The organism is Amycolatopsis ultiminotia (genome assembly GCF_039536925.1).
GTDB classification, from domain to species: domain Bacteria; phylum Actinomycetota; class Actinomycetes; order Mycobacteriales; family Pseudonocardiaceae; genus Amycolatopsis; species Amycolatopsis ultiminotia.
The window spans coordinates 67825-80304 of the sequence record NZ_BAAAZN010000014.1 but is presented as its reverse complement, the minus strand read 5'-3'; the positions used below and the strand labels follow the sequence as shown (position 1 = coordinate 80304).

The 12480-nt window shown below is 70.4% G+C and carries 13 protein-coding genes; 12 read left to right on the top strand and 1 reads right to left on the bottom strand.

Annotated features, from left to right (window positions below):
• Positions 1-363: 363 nt before the first annotated feature.
• Complete coding sequence (locus tag ABD793_RS28570; protein WP_344865516.1) at positions 364-1908, bottom strand: acyl-CoA synthetase; 1545 nt, start codon at positions 1906-1908, stop codon at positions 364-366.
• Positions 1909-2029: 121 nt separating this feature from the next.
• Here ABD793_RS28570 and ABD793_RS28565 point away from each other — a divergent pair, with 121 nt between their 5' ends.
• The 12 genes from ABD793_RS28565 (at position 2030) to ABD793_RS28510 (ending at position 12414) form a co-directional block, all read left to right on the top strand.
• The gene (locus tag ABD793_RS28565; protein WP_344865515.1) at positions 2030-3211 is read left to right on the top strand and encodes a lipid-transfer protein; all 1182 of its coding nucleotides are present in this window, start codon (positions 2030-2032) and stop codon (positions 3209-3211) included.
• A 2-nt stretch (positions 3212-3213) separates the two neighbouring features.
• On the top strand, positions 3214-3672 hold the full coding sequence (locus tag ABD793_RS28560) for a MaoC family dehydratase N-terminal domain-containing protein (RefSeq protein ID WP_344865513.1): 459 nt from the start codon (positions 3214-3216) through the stop codon (positions 3670-3672).
• Positions 3669-4061 (top strand): MaoC/PaaZ C-terminal domain-containing protein, encoded by a 393-nt coding sequence (locus tag ABD793_RS28555; RefSeq protein ID WP_344865511.1) that lies wholly within the window; start codon positions 3669-3671, stop codon positions 4059-4061. The genes ABD793_RS28560 and ABD793_RS28555 overlap by 4 nt, the downstream gene beginning before the upstream one ends.
• Before the next feature lie 14 nt (positions 4062-4075).
• Positions 4076-4906 (top strand): SDR family NAD(P)-dependent oxidoreductase, encoded by an 831-nt coding sequence (locus tag ABD793_RS28550; RefSeq protein WP_344865509.1) that lies wholly within the window; start codon positions 4076-4078, stop codon positions 4904-4906.
• 163 nt (positions 4907-5069) lie between these two features.
• Positions 5070-6047 (top strand): alpha/beta hydrolase, encoded by a 978-nt coding sequence (locus tag ABD793_RS28545; RefSeq protein ID WP_344865507.1) that lies wholly within the window; start codon positions 5070-5072, stop codon positions 6045-6047.
• Between the two features lie 68 nt (positions 6048-6115).
• Positions 6116-7300 (top strand): TetR/AcrR family transcriptional regulator, encoded by a 1185-nt coding sequence (locus ABD793_RS28540; protein ID WP_344865505.1) that lies wholly within the window; start codon positions 6116-6118, stop codon positions 7298-7300.
• 76 nt (positions 7301-7376) lie between these two features.
• On the top strand, positions 7377-7643 hold the full coding sequence (locus tag ABD793_RS28535) for a GlsB/YeaQ/YmgE family stress response membrane protein (RefSeq protein ID WP_344865503.1): 267 nt from the start codon (positions 7377-7379) through the stop codon (positions 7641-7643).
• Between the two features lie 95 nt (positions 7644-7738).
• On the top strand, positions 7739-8107 hold the full coding sequence (locus ABD793_RS28530; protein WP_344865501.1) for a hypothetical protein: 369 nt from the start codon (positions 7739-7741) through the stop codon (positions 8105-8107).
• Between the two features lie 14 nt (positions 8108-8121).
• A complete protein-coding gene (locus ABD793_RS28525; protein WP_344865499.1) occupies positions 8122-8370 on the top strand; it encodes a hypothetical protein in 249 nt (82 codons plus the stop codon).
• Between the two features lie 161 nt (positions 8371-8531).
• Positions 8532-10166 carry a carboxylesterase/lipase family protein gene (locus ABD793_RS28520; RefSeq protein WP_344865497.1) on the top strand — a complete coding sequence of 545 codons (1635 nt, stop codon included), beginning with the start codon at positions 8532-8534 and terminating at the stop codon, positions 10164-10166.
• Positions 10167-10357: 191 nt separating this feature from the next.
• Positions 10358-10801 (top strand): MarR family winged helix-turn-helix transcriptional regulator, encoded by a 444-nt coding sequence (locus ABD793_RS28515; protein WP_344865495.1) that lies wholly within the window; start codon positions 10358-10360, stop codon positions 10799-10801.
• A 62-nt stretch (positions 10802-10863) separates the two neighbouring features.
• Positions 10864-12414, top strand: coding sequence for an FAD-dependent monooxygenase (locus ABD793_RS28510; protein WP_344865493.1), 1551 nt, complete (start codon positions 10864-10866; stop codon positions 12412-12414).
• Positions 12415-12480: the final 66 nt, after the last annotated feature.

Sequence of the window (12480 nt, the reverse complement as noted above, 5' to 3'; positions counted from 1 at the left end):
ATCGTGGGTTCGGGAGACTCGACGGAGCCTGATGGGCCTGATGGGCCCGATGAGGCCAATGGGCTTGATAGTGCTAGTGAGCCTGGCCGGGCTGGCAGGCTTGATGGTGCTAGTGAGCCTGGCCGGGCTGGCGGGCTTGATAGTGCTAGTGGGGCTGGACGGACTGGCGGGCTTGATGGGGTTAGTGAGCTCGATGGACTGGCGGGACCGGTCGGGTTAATGAGGCTGGACGGGCTAATGAGGCTGGCCGGGCTAATGGGCTGGTGAACCATGGGCCCGTGGAGCCGGTGAGCCGCGGGCGGTAGGCCGTGGACCGGTCGGCCGGTGGACCGGTGGAGCCGGTGGAGCCGGTCGGCCGGTGCATCAGCGGATCTGCCGGTCTTCTCCGGACCAGTGCTTCGCGCGCAGCTCGCGTTTGAGGATCTTGCCCGCGCCGGACAGTGGCATGCCGTCGACGATCTCCAGGCTCCGCGGTGCTTTGTAGCCGGCGATCGACTCCTTGACGTGCGCCCGCAGCTCCTCGACGGTCAGCGTCTCGCCCGGATGCAGCACGACGACCGCGTGCACCCGCTCGCCCCAGTCCGGATCCGGCACGCCGATCACCGCGCACTGCGCCACCGCGGGATGCCGGCCCAGTGCGTTCTCCACCTCCGCGGAGTACACGTTCTCGCCACCGGTGACGATCATGTCCTTCAGCCGGTCGACGACGTAGAGATAGCCCTCCTCGTCCAGGTAACCGCCATCGCCGGTGTGCATCCAGCCGTCGCGGATCGCGGCCGCGGTCTCCTCGGGCTTGTTCCAGTAACCCTGCATCACATGCCCGCCGCGCACGGCGATCTCCCCCACCTCCCCTGCGGGGAGCGGATTCCCGTCCGGGCCGACCACCCGGACCTCGGAGTGCGACCCGGCACGACCGGCGGAGCGCAGGAAGCCGCGATCGTGGTCGTCGGGACCGAGCAAAGTGGCGACCGGCGAAAGTTCGGTCATGCCGTAGGCCTGCGTGAACCTGGCGGACGGGAACGCCTTCATCGCCCGTTCCAGCACCGCCTGCAGGATCGGCGACGCGCCGTAGAGCACGTTGCGCATGCTGCCGAGGTCGTGCCGGTGCAGTGCCGGATGGTCGACCAGGAGCTGGATCATGGTGGGCACGAGCAATGCGTCGGTGATCCGGTGCTCGGCGATCGCGGACAGCGTGGCGACCGGCTCGAACGCCGGGATGAACACGTGGCTGCCGGTGACCAGTACCGCGGCGCCCCACGCGGCGAGACCGGCGAGGTGGAACAACGGTGCCGCGTGCAGCACCCGCGCACCGGGCGGGCACAGGTTGCCGGTGGCCGCCGAGCCGAGCCAGGACACCTGCAGATTGGCGTGGGAGAGCATGACGCCCTTGGGACTCCCGGTGGTCCCGCCGGTGTAGAACAGCCCGGCCAGCTCGGCTCCCCCGCGGCGCACGTCGTCGACCGGATCCGCACCGTCGATCAGCTCCTCGTACCCGAGGCTGCCCTCGGGGCCCGGACCCTCGCCGAGGTGGATCACCGTGGCCAGCTCGGGCACGGCCTCGCGCAACGCGGGCACCATGGCCGCGAAAGCGTCGTCGACGAACAGCACCCGGGTCCCGGAATCGCGCAGGCAGTAGGCGATTTCCTCGGCACTCCAGCGGATGTTCACCGGATTGAGCACCGCGTCCGCCCACGGCACCGCGAACAGGTACTCGTGGTACCGGTCGGAGTTGAAGGCCAGGATCGCCACCCGGTCGCCGCGGCCGACGCCGAGCCCGCGCAGCGCACCGGCCAGCCGGGCCACCCGCTCGGCCACCTCGGTGAACGTACGGCGGCGCTGCCCGAACACTGTCATCACCTCGTCCGGCCGCTGCTGGACACCGCGGTGCAGGCCTTGGGTCAGGTACATCTGCCACTCCGTTTGTGAATCTCGGCAAGCGTGTTACCGAACACAGTGCTCGGATCTTCTTCCCAAGTCAACTGCTGATGCGGTACTAAGTGAATAATTACTAGTCGAAAGGTGATTGATCATGGATCGAGTGACAGTGGCCGGGGTCGGCATGGTCCCGTTCTCGACGCCGAGCCGCAGCGACAGTTACGACGTACTGGCCGAGGGCGCGGTGAAGGCGGCGCTCGCCGACGCCGGGATCGAACTCGACGCGGTGCAGCAGGCCTACGCCGGCTATGTGTACGGAGATTCGACCAGCGGCCAGAACGCGCTCTACCGGGTCGGGATGTCCGGGATCCCGGTCGTCAACGTCAACAACAACTGTTCGACCGGGTCCTCGGCACTGTTCCTCGCCCGCCAGGCAGTGGCTTCCGGGGCGGCCGACTGTGTACTGGCGTTCGGGTTCGAGCAGATGCAACGCGGCGCCCTCAAACAGCACTGGGACGACCGGCCCAGTGCGTTCGACCGCTTCGACGAAGTGGCCGCGAAGGTGCAGGGCGAGCATGCGGGAGTACCGCTGGCACCCCGGTACTTCGGCGGTGCCGGCGCGGCATACTGCGAGAAATACGGGATGGACCCGGCGGTGTTCGCCCAGATCTCGGTGAAAGCACGCCGGCATGCGGCGAACAACCCGTACGCGGTGTTCACCGACGCGGTCACCGTCGAGGAAGTGCTGGCCTCGCCGCAGATCTTCGGACCGCTGACCCGGCTGCAATGCTGCCCGCCCACCTGTGGGGCCGGCGCCGCGGTACTGGTCAGCGAGGAGTTCGCGAGGGCGCACGGCCTGCGCACCGACGTCGCGATCGCCGCACAGGCGATGACCACCGACACCCCGGCCTCGTTCGACGGTGACCTGACCCGGCTGGTGGGCTACGACATGACCGCCACGGCTGCGCGGCAGGTCTACGAAACCGCCGGGGTCGCTCCGGAGGACATCGCCGTGGTCGAACTGCACGACTGCTTCACCACCAACGAGGTGCTCAGCTACGAGGCACTCGGGCTCACCGGCGAGGGCACCGCGGAGAAGTTCATCGCGGACGGCGACAACACCTACGGCGGCCGGGTGGTGACCAATCCGTCCGGCGGGCTGCTGTCGAAGGGGCATCCGCTCGGCGCGACCGGCCTGGCGCAGTGCGCGGAGCTGGTCTGGCAGCTGCGCGGCGATGCGGGTGCGCGGCAGGTCGAGGACGTGTCCCTTGCCCTGCAGCACAACATCGGCCTCGGCGGCGCCGCCGTGGTCACCCTCTACGAGAAGGTGGGCTGAGCATGGCCGTCGATGCCGACGCCGCACTGGCACGCGAGTTCCCGCCGCTGGTTGTGCCGGTCGAACGGGGCAGGCTGGCGTTCTTCGCCCGTGCCACCGGGCAAACCGATCCGGACTACTTCGATGTGGACAGTGCCGTCGCGGCCGGGCACCCGGACCTCCCGGTTCCGCCGAGCTTCTACTTCAGCCTGGAACTCGAACGGCCCGACCCGTTCGGCTGGCTCACCGGACTGGGCGTCGACCTGCGCCGGGTGCTGCACGGCGAGCAGTCGTTCACTTACCACGCCCTCGCCTACGCCGGGGACACGCTCACCCTCACCACGCGTATCTCCGACGTGACCGTGAAGAAGGGCGGCGCGCTGGAACTGCTCACGAAACTCACCGAGATCACCCGCGACGGCACACCGATCGCCGACGCGACCAGCGTGATCGTGGTGCGCAACCCGGAGGTCCGGACATGACTGCACTCACCGAAGGGGCCGAGCTGCCCCCGCTGGCCGCCGAGCCGATCTCACGGACCACGCTGGCGTTGTTCGCAGGCGCCTCCGGCGACCACAACCCGATCCACCTCGATCTGGACGTGGCCCGCTCGGCCGGGCTCGAGGACGTGTTCGCCCAGGGCATGCTGTCGATGGCCTACCTCGGGAGGCTGCTGACCGAACTGGTTCCGCAGGAACGCATCCGCTCGTGGCAGGTGCGGTTCTCCGCGATCACCCCGGTGCACGCCCGGCCCACCTGCACCGCCCGCGTCGCGTCCGTTGTGGACGGACAGGCCACCCTCGACCTGACCGTCGCGCTGGACGACGGCACGGTCACCCTCACCGGCGACGCCGTCGTCGATCTCGATTGAAAGGCAGGACGAACATGGGAAAGCTCAGCGGCAAGGTCGCGATCGTCACCGGCTCCGGCCGTGGGATCGGCGCCGAGATCGCCCGCAAGCTGGCCGCGGACGGCGCCGCCGTGGTGGTCAACGATCTCGACGAAGAACCGGCCAAGGACACCGTCGTCGCGATCGAGAGCGCGGGCGGACGGGCCATCGCCTGCTCCGGCAGCGTGACCGACAGCGGATTCGCCGAGCGGTTCACCCGGACCGCCGTCGACACCTTCGGCGGACTCGACATCATCGTCAACAACGCCGGCTACACCTGGGATTCCGTGGTGCAGAAGATGACCGACGAGCAGTGGGACCAGATCCTCGACGTGCACCTGAAGGCTCCGTTCCGGATCCTGCGCGCCGCACAGCCGATCATCTCCGGTTTCGTCAAGCAGGCCAAGGCCACCGGGGAGCCGGTGCCGTGCCGGAAGGTCGTCAACATCTCCTCCATCGCCGGTCTCGGCGGCAACGCCGGGCAGGTCAACTACGCGGCGGCCAAGGCGGGCGTGACCGGTCTGACCAAGACACTGGCCAAGGAATGGGGCCGGTACAACGTCACGGTGAACACCGTCGCCTTCGGACTCATCCGGACCCGGCTCACCGAGGCCCCCGCCGACGGCGGGGCCAGCATCGACATCCAGGGCAGGGAGATCGCGGTGGGCGTCAACCCGGACCTGCTCGGCGCGATGGAGCGGATGATCCCGCTCGGGCGGGCGGGCACCCCCGCCGAGGCGGCAGGCGCGGTGTACCTGCTGTGCCTGCCCGAATCCGACTACGTCAGCGCGCAGACCCTGATCTGCGGCGGCGGGTTCTTCATCTAGCGCCGCAGCGGGCCGGATCGGATCGGCCTCGGCAGACTGGGAGAATGCCGGGAGGCCTTCAGAACCGCGTGCACCGTCCTCGCGGGTGCCACCGGTCGAAGTGGCACGACCTGGTGGCCTGCGCCGGACCACACCGGTTCGAGCAGTGACGCAGGGAGCGGGAATGCGGGTAAGCCACGACATGATCGATCCGGAACTCCGCCGACGGGCACAGGTGCTGCGCCGGGTCCTCAAGTCCTCGCGCTCGGAAGACGACCTGCGTGGATCCGGTCCGCTGCCGGGCTTCGCCGACCGATGGCTGCGAGCCAGGGTGCCACGCGGCCTGATCCGGCACGAGGAGCGCATCGCCCGGCCGGACGGATCCACGTTGCGGGTGCTGGTCTATCGCTCGGCCACCCACCGGCCGGACGCGCCCGGCCTGCTGTGGATCCACGGCGGCGGCTACGCCTCCGGGGCCGCCGAACTCGAGGCATCGGCGTTCACCCCGCTGATCCTCGGCAGCGGTGCCGTCGTCGTGGCACCCGACTACCGGCTCAGCACCGAAGCGCCGTACCCGGCAGCTCTCGACGACTGCTACCACGCCCTGCGGTGGCTCAAGGAGCAGGCCGCCCGCCTCGGCGTCCGGTCCGATCAGCTCGTGGTCGGCGGCGGCAGCGCCGGTGGCGGGCTCACCGCGGCCACGACCCTGTACGCCCGGGACAAGGCCGAAGTCCGGATCGCTTTCCAGATGCCGATCTATCCGATGATCGAGGACCGCGGGAACACTCCGTCCACGCTGGACAACGACGCGCCGGTCTGGGACGCGGGCACCAACCGCTCGGCGTGGAAGCTCTACCTCGGGGACCTGTACGGGACCCCGGATGTGCCCGCTTACGCGGCACCCGCCCGCGAAACCGACTACGCCGGCCTTCCCCCGACGATGACCTACGTCGGGAGTATCGAAGCCTTCCGGGACGAGACCGTGCACTACGTGGAGAACCTGCGTGCGGCAGGCGTGCCGGTCGAGTTCCGCGAGTACCCCGGTGCTTTCCACGGCTTCGACATGGTGGCCCCCAAGGCCACGGTCAGCCGGGCCGCCATCGCCTTCCGCAACCAGTGGTTCGGCTACGCGGTCCGGACCTTCTTCGCCCCGCAGAACTAGCGTCCGGACCCGATGGCGGCGCCCGTGGCCTGCGGATCACGGGCGGGCACGCATCCGAGGAGGAGCCGATGGCCGATCACGTACCGGTGCCGGCGCGGGGCACCCGCCCGCGCAACCGGCGCGAACTGATCCTCGCCGCCGCGGTGGATCTGTTCACCAAGCACGGCTACCACCAGGTCGCGATGAGCGATCTGGCCGCCGCGGTCGGCATCGGCCCCTCCGCCTTGTACCGCCACTTCAGCGGGAAGGAGGACGTGCTCGCGAACGCCGTCGAGTACGGTCTGCGCCCGGCGCTCGACCTGGTGGGCACCCTGGCAGGTGCCGACCCGGACGAGACCGCCGGTGCGCTGGCCGCACTGACACTCGACCGGCGCTACCTCGGCCTGCTGTGGCAACGCGAAGCACGCGACCTCGGCACCGGGGCACACCGCAGGCTCCGCGAGATGATCCGGGAGCTCGGTGCCGGCCTTGCGAACCACGCCCGTTCGGTGCGCCCCGGACTCGACGGCCGGGCCGCGGACCTGCTGGCCTGGTCGGTCCTGTCCGTGCTGGCCAGTCCGTCGTTCCACCACCTCGACCTTCCCCGCCCCGAGCACGAGCGGCTGATCGCCGAACTCGTCACCACCGTGCTGGAGACCGAGATCCGGCTGCCCCCCGCGGTCCCGGCGGGCGAACCGCGACCCCCGCTGGTGCCCGCGTCGCGCCGGGAGGAACTGCTCGGCCGGGCGATCCCGATGTTCGCCGCGCACGGGTACGCCAAGGTCGGCATCGAGGACATCGGCAACGCGGCGGGCATCACCGGGCCCAGCGTCTACAACCACTGGCCCACCAAACTCGATCTGCTCGTCACCGCACTGCAGCGGGGCGCGGCCGGCCTGGCGATGGACGTTTCCACCAGCTACCGGGTGGCCACCGGAGCGGCCGACGCGCTGCGCCGGCTCGTGACCTCCTACGTCGCGCACAGCCACACCCACCCGGAGATCTTCGGCCTGCTGATCACGGAAATGGACCACCTGCCCGAGGACGAACTCCACCTCGCGCGCCGTGCCCAGCACGACTACGTCAGCGAATGGACCCACCTGCTGCGGCTGACCCGGCCCGCACTCGATCCGGTCGCCGCGCGGATCCGGGTGCACGCCGCACTGTCGGTCGCGCACGACACCGCGCGCACTCCCCACCTGCGCCTCGACCCCGGCATCGCGGTGGCCGTGGAAACCCTCTGCGGCCGGCTGCTCACCCTGCCGCCCGGCTGACCCCGCCCCCGCACCGGACGCCCACCGGTCCATGCCATCCTGTGCGCTCGAACAGCGGACGGACGAGAGGACAATCGTGGGCGTCATCGGGTGGATCGTGCTGGGACTGATCGCCGGGGTGATCGCGAAGGCCCTCATGCCGGGCAAGGACCCGGGCGGCTGCATCATCACCATCCTGCTCGGCATCGGCGGTGCCTTCGTGGGCGGCTGGATCGGCAAGACGCTGTTCCACACGCAGCTCGGCACGTTCTTCGACCTGCGCACCTGGGGGCTCGCGGTGCTCGGCGCGCTGGTCATCCTCGGCGGATACCGGCTGATCGTCGGCAGGCGCCGGCGCGGCTGATCCGCGCCGCCGGGCGCGCTTCCGGCACGGACCGGGAGGGGTCCCCGGGTCCGGCGGCTATCGTCCCTGCAAGGGCGTCGAGGAGGGAGCCGATCGTGATCGGTTGGCAGGTCAGGACCGCACAGGCGGTGATGTTCGGCCAAGCGGTGGCCTCGCTCGGGATCTGGATCGTGCAGCTGCTCACCATCGGCGTGCGGCTGGACCACGGCCAGGACGTCCCGGTGCCGGTGTGGCTGGTGATCGTGCTCAACCCGGTGATCGTGGTCCTCGTCGCGCTCGCCGCGGCCGCACTGCCCCGGCGCCCGTGGGCCCGCGGGCTCGCGCTGTTCGTGGAAGTGGTGGCGGCGCTCGGCTCGCTGGTCAGCGTGCTCACCGGGTACTACCAGGCGGTGATCGCGATCCTGCTGGCCATCGGCGTGCTGTGGCTGGTGTCCACGAGCACTCCCCGACCCGCCCGCGCCTGAGGAGACCGGTTGCCATGAAACGTCCTGCAGTGTCCCGGTTCCGCCTCGCCGCACTGGCCAGCGCCGTCGTGCTCGCCGCGACCGGTTGCGCCGGGCCGCCCCCGACCGTCTGCGACGAGCAGGTCTGCTCCACCCCTGGCTACTGGCCGAGCACCGGCACCCAGATCGAGAACGGCTTCATGGCCGTGCTGAGCGCGCTCGGCGCCGTCCCGATCGTCCCCCGCAGTGCGAACGGGCCCGCCCGGCGGACGGCCGACGAGTAGCGGAGTCCACTTCGGACACTATCCCGCGTTGCCCGTACGACACCCGGTTCGGTGCCCGGAGACGCCCGGGGGGAATCTCCGGGACTTTCCGGATGGCCGGCGGGTACGCAGCCGCCCTACCGTTCCCTCGTGACCGGCGACCGCCGGTGGAGGGGGCGACGTTGGGTACCAGGGACACCGGACCGGACCGGGTCGGGCGGCGGCATATCGGCACGGCCGGCGTCGCAGTGGCGATCGCCGTCGTGGCCGCGTTGCTGAGCGGCCAAGCGAGCGCCACGTCCGCAGCGGGCTCCGCGCCGGCACGAATCGGCACCGGCGTGGTGCAGGGCACCGTCCACGCCGGCTACGACACGTTCGACGGCATTCCTTATGCCGCACCACCGGTCGGTCCGTTGCGATGGCGAGCACCACAACCACCGGCAGCCTGGGACGGCGTGCGGGATGCGACACGGCCGGGCTCACCGTGCCCGCAGACCGCCGGATTCGACGCGACCACACCGAGCACCGACGAGGACTGCCTGTACCTCAACCTGAGCACGCCGCACCATGACGCCGGGAGGAACCTTCCAGTGCTGGTTTTCCTGTACGGCGGTGGTTTCTACTCCGGCGCGAGCGACCAGTACGACGGGCGGCGGCTGGCCGTCGAAGGCGATGTCGTGGTGGTGACGGTGAACTACCGGCTGGGCGCGCTCGGGTTCCTGGCCGATCCGGCGCTGGACCGCGAGCAACCGGGCGCGTTGTCGGGCAACTACGGACTGCAGGATCAGCAAGCCGCGTTGCGCTGGATCCAGCGCAACGCCGGGGCTTTCGGCGGCGACGGGCACAACGTGACACTCTCCGGCGAGTCGGCAGGCGGGATCAGCACCTGTGCCCAGCTCACCGCGCCGTCGTCCGCGGGTTTGTTCCAGCGGGCCATCATCGAGAGCGGCATGTGCCCGCTGACGGCCTCGTGGTCGTATCCCGGCGAACAGCTCGGCAGGCTCCGAGCCGACGCCGAGCGGGACGGCACGCGGATGGCGGCCGATCTCGGCTGCACCGATCGGTCGCGGGTCGCCGCCTGCCTGCGCCGCCGGCCGGTGGACAAGCTGCTGGCGGTCAAGCAGATGTTCGGTCCGGTGGCCGGTGCCGGCCTGGTCCCGGTCCCGCCGGCGACGGCGCTGGCCGACGGGCGGTTCCACCACGCGCCGGTGCTCGAAGGCGGCAACAGTGAGGAGATGCGCCAGCACGTCGCCGCCTACGACCAGCTTTCCGGGCAGCGGATGAGCACCGCGGACTACCGGCAGCAGCTGACCGGGTTCTTCGGGACGGCGGACACCGCGAAGGTCGTGGCCGAGTACCCGACCAGCCGGTACGGCGCGCCGGATCTGACTTTCGCGGCCGTTTTCACCGACCACACCTGGGCCTGCACCCGCCCGCAGACCGATCGTTCCCTCGACCGTCACGTGCCGACCTACGTCTACGAGTTCGCCGACCGGCACGCGCCCTGGCTCAGCGACGAGCCGGAACCGCCGTTTCGCCCCGGCGCCTACCACAGCGCCGAACTGCAGTACCTCTACGACGTGGCAGGCCTGCAGCGCGGACTCGACCCCGATCAGCACCGGCTGTCCGAAACCATGATCAAGTACTGGACCCGGTTCGCCCGCACCGGAAACCCCAACGGCCCCGGCACGCCGGACTGGCCTGCCTACGGCCCCGGTGCACACGTGCAGTCGCTCGCGCCGGGCAACGGCGGGATCGGACCGGCCGACTTCGACCGCGAGCACCACTGCGGCTTCTGGCGAGCACTCGGGCACTGACAGGGCATTCGGTCGAACGTCACCCACTGTGCGCCCGCAGCCAGGGAAATACATAGGCATGGCATGCATATGAACCTAGGATAATTTCAGCCAGGGGAGAACCTCAGGACTTGCTGCCATTTTCTGTCTCGCGTCTCGCCAGCCATGGTCCGACACTGGAGATTTACATAGGCCTATGATATAAATGAGCCATGGACGACGGGCAGAACGACATCGCGGAGGGTTTCGACGAGGTCATGCGCCTGGTGCTCCGTCACCTGACCGACCACGGGGGCCCGACGTTCGCCGCGATCATGTGCCTCGGCAGGCTCGACCGGGACGGCCCGGCACGGCTCACGACGCTGGGTGCGGCGGAGGGCGTCAGCCAGCCCTCGATGAGCCAGCTGGTGCAGCGTCTGGAGCGGCAGGGCTGGGTGGTCCGGATCAGGGATCCCGAGGACGGGCGGGCGTCGCTCATCGCGCTCAGCGACGCCGGTCGCACCCTGGTGGCCGGCCGTCTCCGCGATCGCCACGACCGCCTGGCCGATCTGCTGGGCACGCTCTCCCCCGAGGACAACGCGTCGCTCCGGTTGGCGATGCAGGTCGCCGGGCCGATCCTCCGGCGGCTGATCGACACCGCCCGGCAGCCCTGCTGATCCAGGTGCCCCGGCGGTTTCTCCGGCACCGGCCGGAACAGTCCACTTCGGAGGGAGGCACCATGCCCGACCCCGCCATCGGCCCGCAGCCCCGGGCCGCCGGGTACCCATTCGACTACGACGTGGTGATCGCCGGAGCCGGTCCCGCGGGCCTGATGCTGGCCGCTGAAGTGCAGGCCGGTGGTGCGTCGGTGATCTTGTTCGAACGGCTGACCGAGATCGCGCCGATCCTGAAGGCGGGAACCCTCACCAGGCCCGGCATCGAAGCGCTCTACCGGCGCGGCCTGCTGCCCGCGCTGCGGCGGGCCCAGGCGGCGAAGGAGTGGTCCGGCTCTTTCCTGGCCACCCGGCGTCCGGACGGCACGAGTGCGCTGCCGAGGTTCGCAGGCCATTTCGCGGCGATTTCGCTGAATGCGGAGATGCTGGACGAGTCCGACCCCGACCTGGCCGGGCTCTGTCCCCCGGACCTGGTCGTCCTGGTCCACCAGAAGCAGGTCGAGGCGCTGCTCGCCGAACACGCTGCCGCACTGGGGGTGCCGGTCCGCCGCGGTGTGGCGGTGACCGGTTTCGAACAGGACGCCGAGGGCGTGACGGTCACGACCGGCCGTGGCCCGATCCGGTGCGGATGGCTCGTCGGCTGCGACGGCGGGCGGAGTACGGTGCGCAAGCTCGCCGGATTCGATTTCCCCGGCACCGCACCGGAAATCACCGCATACCACGCGGTCGCCGACATCGCGGGCGGGGCGGACCTGGAGATCGGGTGGCACGCGAGCACCACCGGGGTCTATGTCAACGACCCGCCGCGCAGGCGGATCACCACCATCGCGTTCGATGGTGCACCGGCCGACCGTGACACCCCCGCGACCGCCGCGGAGCTGCAGGCCTCGATCCGGTACGTGACCGGCGCCGACGTCACGGTCACCGGGATCACCAGCCTGACCCGGTTCACCGACAACACCCGGCAGGCCACCACCTACCGGCGGGGGCGGGTGCTGCTGGCGGGCGACGCGGCCCACGTGCACCCCCCGTTCGGCGGGCAGGGGCTCAATCTGAGCCTCGGCGACGCGATGAACCTCGGCTGGAAACTGGCCGCCACCGCACGCGGGACGGCACCGGAGGGACTGCTGGACACCTACCCCGCCGAGCGGCATCCGATCGGCGCATGGGTGCTGGACTGGACGCGTGCCCAGATCGCGCTGATGCGCCCGGACCGCCACGCGCGTGCGCTGCGCGAGGTGGTGGGCGACCTGGCACGGACCGTCGACGGTGCCACCTACTTCGCGAAGAAGATCTCCGGCGTCGGGCAGCGATATCAGCTCCCCGGCGATCATCCGCTCGTCGGCGCCAGCACACCCGACTACGAACTGGCCGACGGATCCCGGATCGCCGACCACCTGCACGACGGCCGCGCGCTCCTGCTGGACCCGTCCGGCACCCGGCAGGACCTGGCGGTCCCCTATCGCGACCGCCTGCGGACCGTCACCACGGCCCCGGTCGACGGCGAGGCACCGGCCGCCCTGCTCGTACGGCCCGACGGCTACGTCGCCTGGGCAGGCGAACCGGACCGGGACACGCTGGACCAGGCCTTGCGCACCTGGCTCGGCGCACCCTGACCCGGGAACCTCTCCGGCTTCGGGCACCATCCACAAGGGACGCATGGTCCGGCACCGGCCGCCCGT

Excerpts from the sequence above, each read along its gene's own strand:
- ABD793_RS28560 (WP_344865513.1), top strand. The coding sequence starts at position 3,214 with ATGGCCGTCGATGCCGACGCCGCACTGGCACGCGAGTTCCCGCCGCTG.
- ABD793_RS28510 (WP_344865493.1), top strand. The coding sequence starts at position 10,864 with ATGCCCGACCCCGCCATCGGCCCGCAGCCCCGGGCCGCCGGGTACCCA.
- ABD793_RS28565 (WP_344865515.1), top strand. The coding sequence starts at position 2,030 with ATGGATCGAGTGACAGTGGCCGGGGTCGGCATGGTCCCGTTCTCGACG.
- ABD793_RS28550 (WP_344865509.1), top strand. The coding sequence starts at position 4,076 with ATGGGAAAGCTCAGCGGCAAGGTCGCGATCGTCACCGGCTCCGGCCGT.
- ABD793_RS28570 (WP_344865516.1), bottom strand. The coding sequence starts at position 1,908 with ATGTACCTGACCCAAGGCCTGCACCGCGGTGTCCAGCAGCGGCCGGAC.
- ABD793_RS28525 (WP_344865499.1), top strand. The coding sequence starts at position 8,122 with ATGAAACGTCCTGCAGTGTCCCGGTTCCGCCTCGCCGCACTGGCCAGC.
- ABD793_RS28545 (WP_344865507.1), top strand. The coding sequence starts at position 5,070 with ATGCGGGTAAGCCACGACATGATCGATCCGGAACTCCGCCGACGGGCA.
- ABD793_RS28540 (WP_344865505.1), top strand. The coding sequence starts at position 6,116 with ATGGCCGATCACGTACCGGTGCCGGCGCGGGGCACCCGCCCGCGCAAC.
- ABD793_RS28515 (WP_344865495.1), top strand. The coding sequence starts at position 10,358 with ATGGACGACGGGCAGAACGACATCGCGGAGGGTTTCGACGAGGTCATG.
- ABD793_RS28555 (WP_344865511.1), top strand. The coding sequence starts at position 3,669 with ATGACTGCACTCACCGAAGGGGCCGAGCTGCCCCCGCTGGCCGCCGAG.